The organism is Paenibacillus sp. PL91, assembly GCF_012935325.2.
GTDB lineage: Bacteria > Bacillota > Bacilli > Paenibacillales > Paenibacillaceae > Pristimantibacillus.
In genome coordinates, this window is the sequence record NZ_JABBYG020000002.1 from 346,850 (window position 1) to 365,625 (window position 18,776).

The window sequence follows — 18,776 nt, forward strand, 5'->3', positions numbered from 1 at the left end:
GATGGCTTTGGCCATAGACAAAAGCACCTGAGCGCTCAGGTGCTTTTCTTTTACTTTTCATACGATCACGGCCGAAGGGTGCCCTGCAGCATCTGACCTAATTTTTTTGGAAGGTATTCAAAATCGCCTTTACGAACCCGCCCAAAAATTTAGGCAGTTTGATTGTATAAAATTTCATGCCTCATCCCTCCTCAGACACGCTCATCGAATTAATCCGTGACAAAATTCCTACGCTCATGTAAACATCCTATGCGTTATCAGTTCGTCCTATTCCATCGTGAGCTAGTGAAGCGAGGGGACTACAAGCCCATTATTGTGTCTGATTATCTCTCAAAAAGATAAAAGCAGCAACAACAACAGCGATTAGCAAATAAAATATGATCGCCAGAACGAAGAAAGTAATCCGCAGCCCGACCGTCTCAAACCTCCGAAAGAAACGTATGCCTATGTATAGGGCAAGCAAAGAGAATAGATATCGATAAATTTCCGTCAGCATCGAGAAAATCGCCAGCATCAGGCCTGCAAGAAAGGTGTAGCCGAGCAGCCAGAACGTAGTTTTCAACTTCTCGTTCATGCGCCCGCCCCTATCGTAATACCGCGATTGCCGCGGCAAGATCGTTCTCTGCAAATACGGCATTCCCCGCAACAAGCACATTAGCTCCAGCCTCGCGGATGACCGCTGCGGTCGTCTTGTTAACGCCTCCGTCAACCTGAACATGCACCTCGTCCAGGCCCTGCTCCTCCAGCATAGCGCGCAGCTGGCGCAGCTTTACCAGTGAGTACGGAATGAACTTTTGTCCCCCGAAGCCTGGATTTACCGTCATAATGAGCACGAGATCAAGATCATGCAAAATAGGCTCGAGCACGGATACTGGCGTTGCTGGATTAATGGCTACGCCAACCGGAAGCCCCTTCTCTTTTATATAATGTACCGTTCTATGCAAATGCACGCACGCCTCGGCATGAATCGTAATGCGGTCAGCTCCAGCGGCTATATAGTCTGCAATAGACAGCTCTGGACGCTCGATCATGAGATGAACATCGAACGGCAGCTTTGTCGCTGAACGTACCGCAGAAATGACTGGCGGGCCAAAAGTAAGATTGGGAACAAAATGACCGTCCATCACGTCAATGTGAATCCAGTCCGCTCCAGCCGCATCCACGGCTTTAATTTCTTCACCTAGTCGTGCAAAATCTGCTGATAATATGGAAGGTGCAATAATAGTCATCGTGTTTAGTACCTCCGTTTTTTTTCTTTCATCTCAGCTAGAAACAGGAGGTAGTGATCATGCCTGCTTTTCTCAATTGTGCCGCTCTCAACCGCAGCGAGCACCGCACAGCCTGGCTCATGCACATGCGTACAGCCTCTAAACTTGCAATCTGGAGAGAGCTCTCGCATCTCGATAAAGCAATAGCCTAGATCCTCGATCCCTAGTTCCTGAAAATCCAGCTGGCTAAATCCGGGTGTATCCGCAACTAAGCCGCCGCCGATTTCAATGAGCTCAACATGCCTGGTTGTGTGCTTGCCGCGACCAAGTCTATTGCTGATTTCGTTGGTCTCGAGCTCCAGACCGGGCACGATCGCATTAAGAAGCGACGACTTCCCAACGCCTGATTGACCGGCGAATACCGCCAAATGGCCCTTCAGCCTCTCTTGAAACGGGGCAATCCCTTCGCCAAGACGGGAGCTTGTCCCATATACCTCATAGCCGAGGGCACGGTATATACGATTAACAGAGGCGGCCGCAGCCCGCGCCTCCTCTGTTTCCAAACCGTCATTTTCCAAATCCTGCTTGCTTAAGCAAAGAACCGCCGTAATGCCCGCATGCTCAATATGCACAAGAAACTTATCGAGCAGCTGCAAATTAAGCGCCGGCTCCGTCACCGAAAAAACGAGAATCGCCAAGTCGATATTAGCTACAGGAGGACGGATAAGCTCCGACCTGCGAGGAAGGAGCTCCTCAACGGTTCCCTCCCCATTCTCAGTCAGGCTGTACATAACCACATCGCCAACGAGCGGAGTAAGGCCTCTATTTTTAAAAACGCCCCTGGCACGGCATTGGATCGTTACAGAGTCCGATGCCGTATTTTCCGCTCGCACATAGTAATATCCGCTGAGCGCTTTTACAATCGTGCCTTTGAGATGACCTTCTTTGCTGTTATGGCTGCTGTTGCTGTTGCTCTTCTTCAACTGGCTCATCGCTTTCGGTAACCTCCGTTTGTACCGGCGCATCTGTCGCCTGCACTTCTTCACCCGGAATGGTCAAGGTGGATGATTTCGTACCCTGCAATAATTCGTCGTACGTGATCGTTTTGCTATCGATGAACTGATTGTCACGGAAGACCGTCACTCTAGCTTCTGTATCCGGCGCAATCAGAACGGTCACAGGGAATGTTTGCGTGCTCGTAATTTGCCGTTTATCCCACTCGATATTTTCACCGCGCGCATCGGAATATTCAATTCGAATTTCACTTGTCTTGCCAGCTACAGCCGGCGAGATCGTAATGTTGAATTGGTGCTCCTTTGCATCCGCAGGCGGCCCTGAGCTTACTCGGATCGAAATTTTTGCCCCTATAGATACAAGATCCTTCGGTTTGTACGGGTCTTGGCTAATGACAAAATCCTTCTGATGCAAATAGCTAGGTTCGTACAAAATATCGGCGTTATCAAGCGTCAGTTGACTTGCCTTAACCATATCCTTGGCTTCATCCAAGCTTTTGCCAATTAAATTTGGCATCTTCACAGTCTCGCGGCCTTTGCTGATCATAAAATGAAATTCTACGGATTCCGGATTATATTGCTCTCCTGGCTTTGGCGACTGCTGAAGTATCGTATCCGCAGCCTCCTCGCTGAACACCGGTTCAATATCGATCTGCTCCGCTGTTATGCCTAAAGCGCCAAGCTCGTCAATCGCAGTCTGCAGCGGCTTACCTACATAGTTGCCAAGTTCCTCGAGCTGCGGTCCATCGCTGACTGTAATTTGAATTAAGGAGCCTTCTTTCACTTTCATGTTCATCTTAGATTGATTGAGTACCTGATCCTTCGGAATTTCCTTGTTATGCTCATGAAGGACCGGCTCTTCCACCTTAAGACCTGCGGCCTCAATCATTTGCCGCGCCTCGGTTTCCGGCTTGCCTACGACATATGGCACGTCTACTTCCGCTACGTCAAGGAAGCCGAGCAGCCAGATAAAGCCCCAGATGATGAGCCCCAGCACAGCTAGCGTGACACCAACGACAGTAAGCGGCTTCTTCCAGCCTTTCGCCTTTGGAGCCAGCTCCTTATCATCGATCGCCTCTTCCTTCTTCGCTTTAATCGGCTGCTCTCGCTCCATGGGAGCTGCAGAACCGATATCGCCGCGGATAGCAGGCATTACGCGCGTCTCTTCCAGATCGTTAACATGCGTAAACGTAATTTTGGGCTCCTTCAACCGCTCTGGGCGCATACAAGTATCCAGATCGAGCAGCATTTCATGCGCGGAGTTATAACGCTCGCTCGGATTTTTGCGCATCGCTTTAAGAACGACATTTTCCACGCTTTGCGGAATATGCGGATTAACGATACGCGGCTCCTCGAAATTTTCCTGCAAATGCTTCAAAGCTATGCTAATCGGACTTTCGCCGAGAAACGGAAGCTGTGCAGTCAGCATTTGATAGAGCACGATGCCAAGCGAATACAAATCAGACTTTTCCCCCGTATTAATTCCTTTCGCATGCTCCGGAGAAAAATAATGAACCGAGCCCATAACAGAGCCGGTCTGTGTAATCGTTGACGATGTAACCGCGCGCGCGATACCGAAGTCAGTAACCTTAACGCGCCCGTTTTTGCCAATTAATATATTATGAGGTTTAATATCGCGGTGAATAATATGGTTCTGATGCGCGTGATCAAGCGCATCTGCAATTTGCATGGCAATACGCACCGCTTCATCTGTTTGCAACGGCGCACGCTCTTGTATAATTTCATTCAAATTGTGGCCTTCAATGTATTCCATAACGATATAATGTGTATCCTCTTCTTGTCCTACATCATAAATGCTGACGACATTCGGATGAGACAGCGCAGCTGCTGACTGTGCTTCACGACGGAAACGGCGTATAAATTCCTCGTCATGCACAAATTGCTGCCGCAGCACCTTCACTGCGACCTTTCTGTTAAGCAGCACATCATGGGCTTTATATACAAGCGCCATTCCGCCGCCGCCGATACGTGTTAAAATCTCATAACGTCCGCCTAAATCCTGTCCGATCATCCTTGTCACCCCTCTCGATTCGTGCCAGCCGCTTCTTGCAGGAGAACGACCGTAATATTGTCGTCTCCGCCAGCATGCAGCGCAAGCTGAATGAGATGATCAGCTTTAGCTTCCAGCTCCAGCTGCTCAGTTGTGACCGTTAGCAGCATTTCCTGCTCGCTCACCATATTTGTTAATCCATCGCTGCAAAGGAGCAGAACGTCTTGAGGAGACAGCTCCACCGATTGCACATCAATATCCACATGCGAATCCGTGCCTATTGCACGGGTGAGCACATTGCGGCGCGGATGGTGCGCGGCCTCCTCTATGCTGAGCTGGCCGGATTTAACCAATTCATTGACCAGCGTATGATCATTCGTAATTTGCGTGATGACGCCTTCGGTAATTTTGTAAGCGCGGCTGTCGCCAACGTGCCCAATGATCGCATTATTCTGCTTAACCAAGGCAGCGACAATCGTAGTGCCCATATTGTGATATTGCTCATTGCGCGAGGCCAACTCAAAAACAGCCTCATTTGCTTGCGAAATGGCTTGCCGAATGAGCATTTTACCTTCTTGAAGGGACAGGTCAGCCTTGGCTGCGCTTTGCTCCAGCATACTGCGGAACGCGTCCACCGCTTTCTGGCTTGCTACGTCGCCAGCCTGATGTCCGCCCATGCCATCAGCTACGATGGCAAGGGTGATCCCGTTATTCAATTGACTTACCCAAGATTGATCTTCATTGACATGACGAACCCGTCCGATATCACTGCGGTTTGCCGTTAACAATCAGTCATCACCTCGCCTGAGACTCCATATGTTTCGCTCTTAATTGGCCGCATGCAGCCGCAATGTCATGTCCTTGCTCCCTGCGAATCGTTACGCTCACTTTATTTTTCTCGAGCACGCGTTGGAATTCAAAGATGTCCTCGCGCGGTGTACGGACATAATTCCGTTCAGGCACATGGTTTACAGGAATCAAATTGACGTGGCAGAGCATTCCCTGAAGCACCTCTGATAGCTCTTGTGCATGCTCCGCACGGTCATTGACGCCGCCGATCAATGCATACTCAAACGTAATTCTTCTTCCGGTCTTCGCAATATAGTTATGGCAAGCAGCTATTACGTCATCAAATGGGAAGCGGCGGTTAACCGGCATCAGCTTTGAGCGAAGCGCATCATTTGGCGCATGGATCGATATCGCCAAGTTGATTTGCGTATTTTCCTCCGCGAACTTATACATGCTTGGCACAATACCGCTTGTTGATACAGTTATATGGCGTTGTCCGATGTTTAGACCCTTCTCATGAATCATGATGCGAAGGAATGCCATCGTAGCGTCATAGTTTTCGAACGGCTCGCCAGAGCCCATAATAACGATACTGGAAACACGCTCACCAGTAGCGTCAAGCATTTGCTGCGCAGTCACGACTTGAGCGACGATCTCGCCCGCAGTCAGGTTCCGCTTCAAGCCGCCCAGCGTCGATGCGCAAAACGTACAGCCGATTCGGCAGCCGACCTGCGTGGTGACGCAAATGCTGTTGCCATAGTTATGGCGCATAATAACCGTTTCGATGGCATGCGCGTCATGAAGACCGAACAAAAACTTAACGGTTCCGTCCTTCGATTCAAACTTCGTAATTTCGTTTAATGTTATAATTTGAAAGCTTTCCTCAAGCTTTTCTCTAAGCCCCTTAGATAGGTTGGACATATCTTCAAAGCTCTTCACCCGCTTCACATACAACCAATCAAACAGCTGTCCGCCGCGAAATGCCGGCTCGCCGTTGTCTATCATCCATTGTTGAAGCTGCTCGAGCGTGTAGTCATATACGCATGGTTTCATTTCATCACACCTGTACCTTATAGTAGGGCGGCTAAACCGTTTCGGTCGCCGCCATCGATTTATTTTACCACAAACGCCCATGTTCAGCCATAAGCATAGGTTATGGACGCTTTACCATCCTTGCAATGTAGAAACCGTCACTGTCAAAATGCTGCGGAAGCAGCTGTGCTTGTCCATCGAATTGCTCGTCGATCGCGCCCACTTTCTTGAGCTGCTCAACGACGGCCTCAGGCCAATTGCGATCCAATTCAAATTCAGGATGCTCCTGCAAAAAGTTCGCAACCTGCCGCTCGTTCTCGTCCTTCTCGATCGTGCATGTGCTGTATACGAGAACGCCGCCAGGCTTAACCAAATCACACACCGCGCCCAGCAGACGCTGCTGAACGGCTGCAATATCGGATACATCGCCTGCGGTTTTGGTCCATTTGATTTCCGGTTTCCGTCTAATAACGCCAAATCCGGAGCACGGCGCATCCAGCAGGACGGCATCCATCGATTGCGGCTTGAACCGTTCTGCTAGCTTAAGCGCATCCTCGGTAATCGCCTCGACGTTGCGAAGCTTCAAACGCTCGGTCTGCGTGACGATCAAATCCCGCTTGTGAGCATGCAGATCATTCGCCCATACTTTGCCCTTGCCGCCCATAAGCTCAGCCAGATGCGTGCTTTTGCCGCCAGGGGCAGCGCAGCAATCGAGCACCTGCATGCCTGCTTTTGGCGCTACGACCTCCGCAACCAGCATGGAGCTTTCATCCTGAACCGTCCACATTCCTTCACGGAATCCGTCCGTATCGGCAAGATTGCCGCCGCGATTTATCGCTATGCCCGCAGGCGCGATCACGGATGGCTCGGCATCATAGCCCGCTTCCTTCAATAGCGCTGTTACCTCTTCGCGAGTTCCGCGAAGCGTATTCGCGCGAACGCTGGAATGCGGATGATCGTTGCCAGCAGCGCAAATGGCCTCAGCCGTTTCCGCGCCATAAGCGGCAACCCATCGGCTTACGAGCCACTCCGGATAGGAATGGCGAAGCGCGATTTGCACGATTGGATCAGCATGCTTAATCTCGGAAGCCTGCAGCTCCCCGCGACCGCGATCGATGCTGCGAAGCACGCCGTTGACCATGCCGGAAATGCCGGAGTGGCCTCGCTTCTTCGCAATCGTTACCGCTTCGTTCACCGCTGCATGCGCTGGAATGCGGTCCAAGTACAGCAGCTGATAAGCACTCATTCGAAGCAGCTGATGAACCCATGGCTCAAGCTTATGCAGCCCCTTGGAAACAAATCGGCTCAGCCAGTAATCCAGCGTCGCTTGCCGCTGGATCGTGCCATACACTAGCTCGGTTACAAGACCGGCATCCGCCCGCTGAAGACCAGCATCCTGCAAGGTACGATTAAGCTGCAAGTTGCTGTAAGCGCCGGTTTGCGCAACCTTTACCAGCGTATCCATCGCCAGCTCGCGCGGCGATTTCGTTTTGCGGGAACCAGGCTGTTGCATCTGCTGCTGCGAAGCTCCCGCAGGTTTGCTGCCGCTGGCTGGACGTTTATGGCCTTGTCCAGCTTTAGGCTTCCCTTTCCCGCCATTGCTGCTGTTGCGGTTGGCGCTAGGCTTCTGCGTGCTCTCCGTCATACAGCACCTCCGTCGCCAAGCAGGGTGCCCGCTTCAAGGCGCGCACCCTTCAGCCAATCCGATGCGTTCATCGCTTTTTTCCCTGCTGGCTGAATTTGCTCCAGCACCAGCACGCCATCACCCGTTTGGACAGATATGCCGCTGCTGTCTGCAGCTAGAACCGTCCCAGGGGCAGAAGCTGCTGCTTTCGAAGTTGACGAAGGAACAGCACATTGCCAAACTTTGAAAACCTCGCCATTCAAGTAGGTGAAAGCCCCCGCCATCGGCGACAAGCCGCGCACCTGATTAAATATGGCGCGCGCGGACTTTGTCCAATCGATTCGTTCGTCTTCGCGAGTCAAGTTCGGCGCATAAGTCGCCTGCTCGTCCTGCTGCGGCACTGCCTTCGCCTCCCCAGCAATGATAGCCGGCAGCGTTTTGCCAAGCAGCTCCGCACCTGCGATGCTAAGCTTCTCGAACATCGTTCCCGACGTATCCTCGTCCGTAATCGGAAGCTCAACGACGCTAATCATATCGCCCGTGTCTAAACCCTCGGCCATATACATGATCGTCACGCCCATCGAGCTCTCTCCATTGATAATGGAGCGCTGAATAGGAGCTCCGCCGCGATATTTGGGCAGCAAGGAGCCATGCACGTTAATGCAGCCTAGACGCGGAATTTCAAGCAGCGCTTTCGGCAAAATTTGGCCGTAGGCAGCCGTTACGATCAGGTCCGGCGCAAACTCCGCCACTGCTGCAACAGCTTCATTGTTCCGCATCCGCTCTGGCTGCAGCACAGGCAGGCCAAGCGACAACGCCGCTTCCTTTACAGGCGGCGGCGTCAGCGTTTTTTTGCGGCCCTTCGGCCGATCAGGCTGTGTTACGACAGCGACAACATTGTACTGCTGCTCAAGGAGCAGCTTCAAAGAGGGAACGGCAAAATCCGGCGTTCCCATAAATACGATACGCATGAAGCTATTCGCCGCCTTTTCTAGCTCTTTCCGATATGTCGTAAATGTTCTCCGCCAAATCGGTAAACAAAATGCCGTTCAAATGGTCGATCTCATGCTGAAAAGCGCGAGCAAAGTAACCCTGTGCTTCAAGCGTAAACGACTCGCCGTCAATGTGTTGACCTGTCACGACAATGCGGTCAGCACGGAGCACATCACCGTTTAGGTTAGGAATGCTCAAGCAGCCCTCAGGACCAAGCTGCTCGCCATCCTGCTCAACGATAACAGGGTTAACCATTGCGATCAGACCGTTGTCATCGCCTACATCAACTACGATAACCCGCTTAGAAATACCGATTTGCGGCGCTGCAAGGCCAACGCCATCAGCGTCATACATCGTCTCAGCCATATCTTTTACTAGCTTTTCCAAATTGGAGTTGAATTTCGTTACTTCCTTAGCTACTTCCCGCAATACCGGGTCTGGTTCTTTCACAATTATACGGATACTCATAGTATTCCCTTCCTTTTCGTTCATTAAAATAGTAATAGCTATTTATAATATAACTTGCGGATCTACGTCAATACTGAACTGCACCTGACGCTGCGGCGGTCCGTCTGTGAACGAAGTAAGCGCCTTGCGAATGAGAGCCGAAGCATCGATGTTCCCCCGATATTTTATCACACATTGAAAACGGTAGCGATCCTTGATTCTCGAAATCGGCGATGCTACAGGCCCAAGCACCTCGAGCGCCCTACTAAATCCGCTGTTCAGAGGCAGCAGCACGCCTTTATTCTCTGCTAACTCACGCAGATCCGTTGCAAAGCGCTCGCTGATAGATGACAGCAAGGGCAGCTGTTCATGTGACATCGTCACAAGGATCAGCCTGCAATAAGGCGGATAGCCCATGGCGCTGCGATGCCGCAGCTCCTCGCTTACAAAAGCTGCGTAATCATGCTGCTGCGCCGTTACGACCGCATAATGCTCAGGCGCATAGGTCTGTATGACAACCTCTCCCGGCAAATGATGCCTGCCCGCTCGCCCCGCAACCTGCGTAAGCAATTGAAACGTTCGTTCGGCTGCGCGAAAATCAGGCAAATTAAGCGAAGTATCCGCCGCGATGACTCCGACTAGCGTAACGTAAGGAAAATCGAGTCCCTTCGCAACCATTTGCGTGCCTAGCAGCACATCTGCTTTTCGCTCTCCGAACTGCTTCAGCAGCTTTTCATGCGAGTTTTTCTCCGTCGTCGTATCCACATCCATTCGGATCACCCGAATGCCCGGAAATAGCTTCGAGAGCTCTTCCTCAACTCGCTGTGTCCCTGTGCCAAAATATCGAATATGCTCGCTTTGGCAGGAAGGGCAGGTCGTTGGCGCCTGCTCGGCATGCCCGCAATAGTGGCAGCGGAGAGCACGCGATTTCTGATGATACGTGAGTGAAATATCGCAGTGCGGGCAAGCCGCCGTGTAGCCGCAGGAGCGGCACATCACGAATGTCGAGTAGCCCCGCCTGTTAAGCAGCAGCACCGACTGCTCTCCGCGCTCGAGCCGCTCTGCAAGCGAGCTGTGAAGCAAGCGGCTGAACATGGAGCGGTTGCCCTCTCTCAGCTCCTCGCGCATGTCGATAACGGCAACGGGAGGAAGCGGCCTGCCGCCTACGCGGATCGGCATTGGCAGCAGAGCCGGCTCACGGCCCTCATCCCGGGCCGTTAGCGGCCTGCTTGCCGCCGCGAACGACTCAAGTGAAGGTGTCGCCGAACCTAGCACGACTGCGGCGCCATGCTGCTTCGCCCTACGCACAGCCACATCTCGCGCATGGTATTTCGGGCTTTCCTCCTGCTTGTAGGACGATTCGTGCTCTTCATCAATTATAATAAGCCCTAGTCGTTCAAACGGTGCAAAAATCGCGGAACGCGCGCCGATCGCTACCTGCACCTGGCGGCTGCGAATTTTGCGCCACTCGTCATAGCGCTCGCCATTGGAGAGCCTGCTGTGCAGCACTGCTACCGCATCTCCGAAACGTCCTTTAAAGCGCTCAACCATTTGAGGGGTTAGCGATATTTCCGGGACGAGCACGATCGCTTGCTTCTCCTGCTCCAAGCAAAACTTAATCGATTGCAAGTAAACCTCCGTCTTGCCGCTGCCCGTTACGCCGTGCAGCAGCATCGTCTGAGGCTCGCCTGCATGAACAGCTCTGGCGATTCGATCATATACATCCTTCTGACCTTCGGTCAGCGCAAGTGGCGTCGTTCTCTCGAACGCCCGGCCAGCATAAGGATCGCGCTGCTGCTCTACCTCCTCAAGCACAAGAAGCCCTTTCTCCGCTAATGAACGTACGCTTGCTGCTGATCCGCCTGCCTGTGCGAGCAGCTGCTGCATCGGCAATGGTCCGCCGTGATCGAGCATATAGGCTAATAATTCGCGCTGCTTCGCCACTCGTGCCGGCAAAGCTTCCATTTGCCTGCGGACTTCCTCCGCATCATCAGGAACGAATACGGTCAGAACCTTGCGGATCGCAAGCCGATCTCGGATCGAGGTTTGTTCCACCAGCACTCCCTCGCGAAGCGCGGCCTTCACTGCTTTCGCATGCTCTGGGAATCGCTCCAGCAGCACCTCCAGCTTTACGAGCTGTCCACTCGTTCCCATCCAATCCGTCATAGCTGCTGGGAGATCCTCCTTCGCCGCTTCCTCGTCCTGAATGCCGACAAGGCGCTCAGCCTTCCCCTTCAAAGCAGCCGGGATCATCGCTTGCAGCGCCGTTGTCCAAGAGCAGCAATACTTCTCGCTCATCCACTTCGCAAGCTCGATGAGATCGGGCAGCAATGGCGGTACGTGATCGAGCAGCTCCGAGACGGGCTTGAGCCGCTTCATGTCTACGTCCGTTGTCTCTGCAAGCTGTGTAACGAATCCCTGCAAAACACGCGGCCCGAAGGGTACGCCGACGCGGCTTCCGACTTCGACCCAGTCCTCTAACGCCGCAGGCACCTCATAATCAAACGGCCGATCCGTCTGGCGGCTCGGCACGTCTACAATGACTTTAGCAATCATTCGCCTCTCCCTCCAAGAGAAGGAAGACGGGCAGCAATCAACTCCAGCAAACGTGAAGCAACCTCGCGCTTAGACAAGAGCGGCATCGACTCAACAAGCCCCTCCGAAGCAAACACTTGAACGATATTCGTATCCCCGTTAAAGCCTGCCCCATCCTTGCTTACGTCGTTAGCGACAATGAGGTCGCAATGCTTCCTGCGCAGCTTGTCCATCGCATAGTGCTCAATTTGCTCCGTTTCTGCCGCGAAGCCAACAAGAAACTGATGCTTCTTTCGCTGCCCAAGCGTCTCCAAAATATCCGTCGTCCGCTCAAGCTCCAGCACCAGCTTCTCGCCGCTCTTTTTAATTTTCTGATCGCTAACGTTTACTGCCCGGTAATCAGCCACGGCAGCCGATTTTACAACAATGTCCATGTCGTCATAGACGCTCGTTACCGCCTCCAGCATTTGCTGGGCGGATGATACCCGGATGACCTTAACGCCGGCAGGCGGCGCGAGCGAGGTGCGTCCTGCGACAAGCGTCACATCAGCGCCCATCAGGCGAGCCGCCTCTGCAATCGCAAATCCCATTTTACCGGAAGAATCATTCGTCAAATACCGTACAGGATCAAGCCTCTCCATCGTGCCGCCTGCGGTTACCAGCACCTGTTTTCCTTTCAGCTTGCCGCCTTTGCCGAACCACGAATCAATCGCCATAACGATGTCTTCCGGCTCCGCTAGACGCCCCTTTGCGACGTATCCGCAGGCAAGCTGGCCTGTGCCGGGCTCCACGAACATAACGCCGCGTGATGCCAGAAGCTCCAGATTGTTCACAACGGCAGGGTGCTCATACATATGCACATTCATTGCCGGAGCGATTAATATCGGGCAAGTTGCTGCTAGCAGCGTCGTGCTAAGCATGTCGTCCGCATGGCCTCCGGCCAGCTTCGCAATCGCATTGGCAGTAGCCGGAGCAATGACAATCAAATCCGCATGGTCAGCCAAATGTATATGTGATACGACCGCGGGATCTCTCTCGTCGAACGTATCGATATAGACCGGGTTTCGCGATAACGTTTGCAAAGTAAGCGGCGTAATAAACTTTGTCGCTGATTCCGTCATAATTACATGTACAACCGCGCCAGCCTGCACCAGCTTGCTGCATAGCGCTGCGCCTTTATAGGCTGCAATTCCGCCTGTAATGCCGAGTATAATCGATTTTCCTTTTAGCATGGTGTATCTCCCTATCAAGCGTAAACGGCTAAAGGCCGCAATTGCAGCAAAAGCTCGTTTCGCAATAAAAATGATAAGCCGCATGATGAGCGTTAGGCTTACCATTTTTTATATTTTCACATTTGCAATTCAACTCGGTTGTTCAATACTATTCAAACGCCTACCAGTCCTTGCGTTCCCTCAAGCTCGTAATTTGAGCAACATGATGCTTTCCATGCCACGCTACGAATCCTAGAAAATTGGCCAATCCGATTTGGCTGCCCTTCTCCGGATGGTAGAACATTTTTTCGAAATCTGATGCCTGCATCGAACGAAGAAGCAAGACTAAGCGTACATAAATGCCCTCTACGATCGCTACGCTTACCTCTGGCGAGGCTTGGAGGCTGTCTGCCGTCTCCGCCCAGCGTTCTTCGTTAAATGGCTTGATGGTCGGATTGGACTCTGTGAGCGCAAGCTTGAAGCGTGAGAAGCAATTCATTGAAGCATCTGCAAGGTGATGGACGACCTGGCGCACGGTCCAGCCGCCGCTCCGATAAGATGTATCTAACTGCTCATCGTTCAAATCCGCAAGCGCCGCCTTAAGCTGCCCCGGCAGCTTCTCGATGTCTGCAATCCATTGCTCGCGATGCTTTACGGTCATTCCCTCGAACGAGTACCTGCCAATTGGATAACGCAATTTGTCCATTCCGTTCCCTCCTGTTCATTCGTCCCTGAAACGTAAGTCCCGCCATCTATCATAACATATGCGGCTTCAAAATCTAACCAGACCGATTACATTTTATATGATAAAATCTGATTTCTATGTTTAAATAATACCGTTTTTCAATTGATGCGCCATCTTGTAAAGCTCTGCGATATCGCTCCGGCCGATTTCCTCGAACCTTCTTACTGCCTCATCAATGTCAACAACCTCAACCGCAATGACCTGCTCGCCATCCGGCGGGTTTAAAGGCTCGGCGACAATACTGACTTCACCGTAGCCGACCAATCTCACGAAATGGGGATGGGGAATATGGGGTCGGTAAGGCTTGCTCGCAGACGAATGGCATTTAAAGCATCCAAAGAGCGTGTAGGATACGAGCTCCGCGCCAATCTCCTCCATCACTTCCCGCTCTAACGCATCCAAATAATGCTCTTCAGGCTCTAGCGTCCCGCCAATAAGCTCCCATTTGCCATTATCAATCTTCATCACGACATATTGGTCGCCTACCGTCGGAATGATGCTAATATTGCTCACCGATGCCGCATCCACTTCATAATCGAGCGAAAAGCAATTTTCAACAAAGCCCCATACAATCCCTTTAGAGAGCGCGGGATATTGATTTAATGTAATTGCCATGACTTCAATCTTCCTCTTCATTTATTTAAAATTACTAACAAACTGCACAACGCCAATAGAAATAAACATCACAAAAAATACGATTAGAAAGCCGATCGCAAACCTAGACCATCCTGATCTCTGACGCTTCGAATCAGCTCTTAATTGAGCGACTTGGCCTTCCAGCTTCTGCAGCGTTTGTTTAATTTCTTCCAACTCTTGTTCGTTAGCCAAAGTCACCAACCTCTCCAACAGCCCTATTTATCGTTTATCCATTATCATGCTGTGCTTCATTGAAGCTATTATTAGTTTATCAAATTATTGGCGTTCATACTTAAAAAAGCTGCCCAAAACCGTAAAACGGCTATTGGGCAGCTTTCCTCGCATTAGATGCTTATTTTTGATTTCGCTCAAGCAGCATATCTGTAATTTCCTCAGCTTGTGCTAGCACCGAGACCGGATCAAAATACCAGTAGCGATCAGCTGCAAGCTCGTATACATGGTTATTTTTTACCGCGGGGGTCGCCTTCCAAATTTCACTGTCCTTGAATTGATCCGTGCCATCCTCTGAAAACAAAAGAACATGATCAGCAGCATAATCCGGCAGCACCTCAAGTGTAAGCTCCTTCCACTGCGTTTTCATTAGCTCTTTCTTTATAATGTCAGACGGAGTCAGCTTTAAAGCGCCATAAATAGCTTGACCCCCTCTTCCGAAATTGTCTCCAAACGTATAAAACACTTTAGATGCCGCCTCGATAATCGAGAATGTTTCCGTTGGAGCAATGACCCCTTCGAGCTTACTGCGCAGCTGAGCGATTTTCTTATCATATTCGCCGAGCCATTGCTCAGCCGTCTCTTGCTTATTTAGCAGCTCACCGATTCCTCTTACTTCAGCATGCACGCCTTTAAACGTAGCATTCGTTCCAAACGGAATGTTGACAGTCGGCGCAATTTTCGCAAGCTGCTCGTATGTATTCGAATCCTCGGTCGCCGTAATAATGAGATCAGGCTCAAGCGCTGTTATTTTTTCCAGATTGACTGCGCTTCTATCTCCGATGCTTTCGATTCTCTGAGCTTGATCCTTCGTGTAGGGATTATCAATATAATATTGATCGGCGCCTACCGGCTTAACACCTAAAGCAAGCATCGTTTGCAAATACTGGTCAGCGACTATTCTTTTGGGATTGACCGGAATCTCGATATCGCCATGGATCGTATTGTAGAGACGAGTTTTCTTCTCCTCTGCAGCTGGCGCTTCAGTACTCACGCTTTCCAGTGTCGCTTCACTTTCTGCTTTGTTCAGCTTGCTATCGGCCCCGCCGCAAGCCGTTATCAAAATAATAAATACGAGCAAAACAGATCCTATCCACATACCTTTGTTCCATCTCAACATTCTTTTGTTCCTCTTTCCTTCAGTTATTTAATACGAATGATAATCATTCTCAAAAATAACTTTACCAACAGAGCGCCTCAAACGTCCATGCCTTAATGTGATGCAGCTTGCGAATTTGCTTTTCATGTTCTGGTCAGCAAGGTTACGATATCGAGTAGCTGCTTTTGAGTAGAAGCCGGATCAAAGCCATAAAAGGATTCTCCGTCAATGGAATAGGCCTGTTTATTTTTGACGGCCTCGATACGATTCCAGCTTTCTGTATTCATAGCGGCAAGTACCTTCGCTCGTTCATCCACACATGGCGGCAGTGCAAAAAACAAATGATCGGCGGCGTATGTAGGAACGGACTCAATCGACATCTCAACATAGCCAACTCTGCAGCTTCCGTCCTGCAGAAGACTTTGAGGCGGCGCGAACTGAAGTTGATCATACAGAACATGCGTGCCTCGTCCCCACCTTTCGCCAAAAACATAACACTTGTCCATGCCAAGCTCCACAACAACGGCTGTTCCGCGAGTGCCCATCTTTTGATCCAATTTCCGATTTGCTTGCTCAATTAATCCCTCGAGCCGATTCAAACATTCGCTTGCTTCGCCACCTTTGCCTACGACATCTGCGATAAAACGAAACTGCTCATCCCAATCCATCTGCTCAAACGGCAGGCTTATTAACGGTGCAATAGCGCGCAGCGCTGCGGTTTGTTCCTCACTTATCCTATAATCAAAAATCAGATCAGGCTTATACGGACTTATCGCATCGCTTATACGAACTGGCACATTTCCAAACCATTGCTGTGGTTGTTCTTTCTCCACATTTCGAAAATGATTAGAAGCCCAGCCTGAGACGACCGCAATGCTTGGCATCACACCTAGAGCCAGTAGACTTGCCGAATAATTATAAGTCAAAGAAGCTATTTTCTTCGGACGTTTAATATAGAACATTGGTGCCGTACCAACCACTTGCTTGAATTTCCTGCTCAAATAAAATCCGTCCTTGTAGCCGACATTCAGCGCGATATCAACTAAACCCGATTTAGAGCTTAACAGCTCCTCCTGGGCCGCTCGAATGCGTAATTCCGTCAGGTACGCTTTGAATGTTTTGCCCGTATGCCGCCGGAACTCTCTTGAGAAATGTTCGATGCTAACGCCCGAAAGAGCTGCGAGCTGCTTTCTCGTTATCGGATCTCGATAATTGTCTCTAATAAATTCAAGTGCGGAATCCAGCCAAGGCTGCGCTATTGGTTGCTTTTGTCGGCCATGGCGCTCCGTTTTTGGATTGCTTGTTTCAGTTTTCTTGGACATTCGTCTAGGCCTATTCAGCATGTGGTCAGCTTCAGCAGCATTGATAACCACAGCCCTTCGCTGCGTCAACCATGCATCCTTGTCCAATCGCAGCTGTAACCTTACTTCATCCGCCTCTGCATCTGTGAGAACACCAAGATTCGAAATTAATCGATGCTTCGGCTTTCCAAGCTCATCTCGATAAGATTCAACCACTTTATAGTAATAACAGCTAACGCCTTTACGTTTCACAGGCACTCGTTTTAAAAACATCACAAACCACACCCTCTTTTTATAGGACTACAAACGAAATGATTATTTAAGTGATAATCGTTCTCATTATACCCAATAGGGTATCCATTTGAAATAGAAAATTGTTTTTATCCTTTTGAGCTGCCTTCGTGCAAAAAAAAAGAGCACCTACTATGCAGTAGGCACTCCGTTCCTTGTTAGCGAATATTGTATTAATCCTCTTTAGTTGCGAGGTTTTCTACTTGGAGAATGTCGCCGTAAATTTCTTCCAGCGCAACACCTACATACTTGCGGGAGCGTGGATTTTTAAGCTCCGACTTGTCTCCGTTGCGGAGCATGCGAGCGCGTCTGGAAGCCGCTACAACAAGCGTGTATTTACTGTCAACTTTTTTCACCATTTCATCAATGGACGGATATAACATCGTTCATTCTCCTCACTCATGCTTTCTCAATTGCGGCAACCATACCCGAAACGTAAGGCAAATATCTTTCTCTGCGGCAGTGCTCAGCAATCATGATGCTGCGAATACGATCGCAAGCAGCATCTATCTCATCATTCAATACCGCATAGTCGTAGTGGCCGAGCAAATTCATTTCTTCTACCGCTACAGACATACGATTATTGATCGTATCCAAGGTTTCTGTGCCACGGCCGGTAATTCGTTGCTTCAGCTCATCCAAGGATGGAGGCAAAAGAAATACGAAAATGCCTTCGGGAAACTTTTGTTTCACCTTCAGCGCACCCTGCACTTCAATCTCCAATATAACATCCTTGCCGCTTGCTAAAGTACGTTCCACGAAATCACGAGGTGTTCCGTAGTAATTACCAACATATTCAGCATGCTCCAAAAGTGCGTCTCGCGCAATCATATCCTGGAACTGCTCTCTGCTTTTGAAAAAATAGTTAACGCCCTCTACTTCACCCTGACGCGGCAGCCTTGTCGTTGCCGACACCGAATACACCAGCTCAGGAACCTTTTTACGAAGAACGGAGCAAACCGTCCCTTTGCCAACCCCTGAAGGGCCGGACAATACAATTAGCAATCCCTTATCCATATTACTCCCCGTACTATTCGTCGTTATCGTCGTCCTTAGTGGATAATCGGTGCGCAACCGTCTCAGGCTGAACAGCCGATAATATCACATGATCGCTATCTGTAATAATAACAGCTCGCGTGCGGCGTCCATATGTTGCATCAATAAGCATGTGCCTATCGCGTGCCTCTTGAATGATTCTCTTAATCGGAGCCGATTCCGGGCTTACGATTGAAATAATGCGGTTTGCTGATACAATATTACCGAATCCGATATTAATAAGTTTAATAGCCAAGCCTGGTTCCTCCTCCGCCTACGGCCTTCCCTGTGCATCTGCCTGCAAATGTTCAAATACTCGTTTATATTTTATAAATGTGAATACGACAAGTTTGCGTTCTTGCCAAAAACCGACAGAACTACTGCACTATTGTTGACGAAAAAAGTGCCGGACATACGTCCCGATGCACGCTAAAGCATATGCCGAAGCCGCTGATCGGCAGCCTGTCCTTGCCATGCTGTGTAAGCGTGGCAACAGTATCCATGCTTTATTTTAATTGATTTTTTACAAACGAACAAGCGAAAATGCGAAAACAAGCAAAAAAGCTTGATTTTCG

At 50.3% G+C, this 18,776-nt stretch carries 20 protein-coding genes; all 20 read right to left on the reverse strand.

The genetic code is table 11. From position 1 onward, the window contains the following. Positions 1–97: 97 nt before the first annotated feature. A complete protein-coding gene (gene spoVM, locus HI950_RS06925; protein ID WP_010345573.1) occupies positions 98–178 on the reverse strand; it encodes a stage V sporulation protein SpoVM in 81 nt (26 codons plus the stop codon). A 132-nt stretch (positions 179–310) separates the two neighbouring features. Beyond that, positions 311–574, reverse strand: a complete 264-nt coding sequence (locus tag HI950_RS06930; RefSeq protein ID WP_169083144.1) for a hypothetical protein — start codon at positions 572–574, stop codon at positions 311–313. A gap of 10 nt (positions 575–584) precedes the next feature. Then, a complete protein-coding gene (gene rpe / locus HI950_RS06935; protein WP_169083145.1) occupies positions 585–1,229 on the reverse strand; it encodes a ribulose-phosphate 3-epimerase in 645 nt (214 codons plus the stop codon). Between the two features lie 5 nt (positions 1,230–1,234). Further along, entirely contained in the window at positions 1,235–2,200 is a 966-nt protein-coding gene (rsgA, locus tag HI950_RS06940; RefSeq protein WP_169083146.1) for a ribosome small subunit-dependent GTPase A, read from the reverse strand. After that, on the reverse strand, positions 2,160–4,253 hold the full coding sequence (gene pknB, locus HI950_RS06945) for a Stk1 family PASTA domain-containing Ser/Thr kinase (protein ID WP_169083147.1): 2,094 nt from the start codon (positions 4,251–4,253) through the stop codon (positions 2,160–2,162). Before pknB ends, rsgA begins: the two co-directional genes overlap by 41 nt. A gap of 5 nt (positions 4,254–4,258) precedes the next feature. After that, positions 4,259–5,020, reverse strand: a complete 762-nt coding sequence (locus tag HI950_RS06950) for a Stp1/IreP family PP2C-type Ser/Thr phosphatase (protein ID WP_169083148.1) — start codon at positions 5,018–5,020, stop codon at positions 4,259–4,261. 7 nt (positions 5,021–5,027) lie between these two features. Continuing rightward, positions 5,028–6,074 (reverse strand): dual-specificity RNA methyltransferase RlmN, encoded by a 1,047-nt coding sequence (gene rlmN / locus HI950_RS06955; RefSeq protein WP_169083149.1) that lies wholly within the window; start codon positions 6,072–6,074, stop codon positions 5,028–5,030. Between the two features lie 100 nt (positions 6,075–6,174). Further along, positions 6,175–7,566, reverse strand: a complete 1,392-nt coding sequence (gene rsmB / locus HI950_RS06960) for a 16S rRNA (cytosine(967)-C(5))-methyltransferase RsmB (RefSeq protein ID WP_411268078.1) — start codon at positions 7,564–7,566, stop codon at positions 6,175–6,177. Between the two features lie 128 nt (positions 7,567–7,694). Next, positions 7,695–8,648, reverse strand: a complete 954-nt coding sequence (fmt, locus tag HI950_RS06965; protein ID WP_169083151.1) for a methionyl-tRNA formyltransferase — start codon at positions 8,646–8,648, stop codon at positions 7,695–7,697. A 4-nt stretch (positions 8,649–8,652) separates the two neighbouring features. After that, positions 8,653–9,138, reverse strand: coding sequence for a peptide deformylase (gene def, locus HI950_RS06970; protein ID WP_169083152.1), 486 nt, complete (start codon positions 9,136–9,138; stop codon positions 8,653–8,655). 42 nt (positions 9,139–9,180) lie between these two features. Further along, positions 9,181–11,673, reverse strand: a complete 2,493-nt coding sequence (gene priA, locus HI950_RS06975) for a primosomal protein N' (RefSeq protein WP_169083153.1) — start codon at positions 11,671–11,673, stop codon at positions 9,181–9,183. After that, positions 11,670–12,884, reverse strand: a complete 1,215-nt coding sequence (gene coaBC, locus HI950_RS06980; protein WP_169083154.1) for a bifunctional phosphopantothenoylcysteine decarboxylase/phosphopantothenate--cysteine ligase CoaBC — start codon at positions 12,882–12,884, stop codon at positions 11,670–11,672. Before coaBC ends, priA begins: the two co-directional genes overlap by 4 nt. Before the next feature lie 160 nt (positions 12,885–13,044). Further along, entirely contained in the window at positions 13,045–13,569 is a 525-nt protein-coding gene (locus HI950_RS06985) for a YfiT family bacillithiol transferase (protein ID WP_169083155.1), read from the reverse strand. A gap of 120 nt (positions 13,570–13,689) precedes the next feature. Beyond that, positions 13,690–14,223, reverse strand: a complete 534-nt coding sequence (locus HI950_RS06990) for an NUDIX hydrolase (protein ID WP_169083156.1) — start codon at positions 14,221–14,223, stop codon at positions 13,690–13,692. A 21-nt stretch (positions 14,224–14,244) separates the two neighbouring features. Further along, positions 14,245–14,436 (reverse strand): hypothetical protein, encoded by a 192-nt coding sequence (locus HI950_RS06995; protein ID WP_169083157.1) that lies wholly within the window; start codon positions 14,434–14,436, stop codon positions 14,245–14,247. 160 nt (positions 14,437–14,596) lie between these two features. Further along, positions 14,597–15,595: an ABC transporter substrate-binding protein gene (locus tag HI950_RS07000; protein WP_223285156.1), complete on the reverse strand. Its 999-nt coding sequence runs from the start codon at positions 15,593–15,595 to the stop codon at positions 14,597–14,599. Between the two features lie 122 nt (positions 15,596–15,717). Beyond that, positions 15,718–17,148, reverse strand: coding sequence for an AraC family transcriptional regulator (locus tag HI950_RS07005; RefSeq protein ID WP_223285180.1), 1,431 nt, complete (start codon positions 17,146–17,148; stop codon positions 15,718–15,720). A 191-nt stretch (positions 17,149–17,339) separates the two neighbouring features. Beyond that, positions 17,340–17,549: a DNA-directed RNA polymerase subunit omega gene (gene rpoZ / locus HI950_RS07010; protein WP_053375625.1), complete on the reverse strand. Its 210-nt coding sequence runs from the start codon at positions 17,547–17,549 to the stop codon at positions 17,340–17,342. Positions 17,550–17,565: 16 nt separating this feature from the next. Next, a complete protein-coding gene (gmk, locus tag HI950_RS07015) occupies positions 17,566–18,183 on the reverse strand; it encodes a guanylate kinase (protein WP_169083159.1) in 618 nt (205 codons plus the stop codon). A 13-nt stretch (positions 18,184–18,196) separates the two neighbouring features. Continuing rightward, complete coding sequence (remA, locus tag HI950_RS07020; RefSeq protein ID WP_005548256.1) at positions 18,197–18,457, reverse strand: extracellular matrix/biofilm regulator RemA; 261 nt, start codon at positions 18,455–18,457, stop codon at positions 18,197–18,199. Positions 18,458–18,776 lie beyond the last annotated feature (319 nt).

Coding starts and splice junctions, on each gene's coding strand:
- spoVM (WP_010345573.1), bottom strand. CDS start 178: ATGAAATTTTATACAATCAAACTGCCTAAATTTTTGGGCGGGTTCGTA.
- HI950_RS06930 (WP_169083144.1), bottom strand. CDS start 574: ATGAACGAGAAGTTGAAAACTACGTTCTGGCTGCTCGGCTACACCTTT.
- rpe (WP_169083145.1), bottom strand. CDS start 1,229: ATGACTATTATTGCACCTTCCATATTATCAGCAGATTTTGCACGACTA.
- rsgA (WP_169083146.1), bottom strand. CDS start 2,200: ATGAGCCAGTTGAAGAAGAGCAACAGCAACAGCAGCCATAACAGCAAA.
- pknB (WP_169083147.1), bottom strand. CDS start 4,253: ATGATCGGACAGGATTTAGGCGGACGTTATGAGATTTTAACACGTATC.
- rlmN (WP_169083149.1), bottom strand. CDS start 6,074: ATGAAACCATGCGTATATGACTACACGCTCGAGCAGCTTCAACAATGG.
- rsmB (WP_411268078.1), bottom strand. CDS start 7,566: ATGCAACAGCCTGGTTCCCGCAAAACGAAATCGCCGCGCGAGCTGGCG.
- fmt (WP_169083151.1), bottom strand. CDS start 8,648: ATGCGTATCGTATTTATGGGAACGCCGGATTTTGCCGTTCCCTCTTTG.
- def (WP_169083152.1), bottom strand. CDS start 9,138: ATGAGTATCCGTATAATTGTGAAAGAACCAGACCCGGTATTGCGGGAA.
- priA (WP_169083153.1), bottom strand. CDS start 11,673: ATGATTGCTAAAGTCATTGTAGACGTGCCGAGCCGCCAGACGGATCGG.
- coaBC (WP_169083154.1), bottom strand. CDS start 12,884: ATGCTAAAAGGAAAATCGATTATACTCGGCATTACAGGCGGAATTGCA.
- HI950_RS06985 (WP_169083155.1), bottom strand. CDS start 13,569: ATGGACAAATTGCGTTATCCAATTGGCAGGTACTCGTTCGAGGGAATG.
- HI950_RS06990 (WP_169083156.1), bottom strand. CDS start 14,223: ATGGCAATTACATTAAATCAATATCCCGCGCTCTCTAAAGGGATTGTA.
- HI950_RS07000 (WP_223285156.1), bottom strand. CDS start 15,595: ATGTTGAGATGGAACAAAGGTATGTGGATAGGATCTGTTTTGCTCGTA.
- HI950_RS07005 (WP_223285180.1), bottom strand. CDS start 17,148: ATGTTTTTAAAACGAGTGCCTGTGAAACGTAAAGGCGTTAGCTGTTAT.
- rpoZ (WP_053375625.1), bottom strand. CDS start 17,549: ATGTTATATCCGTCCATTGATGAAATGGTGAAAAAAGTTGACAGTAAA.
- gmk (WP_169083159.1), bottom strand. CDS start 18,183: ATGGATAAGGGATTGCTAATTGTATTGTCCGGCCCTTCAGGGGTTGGC.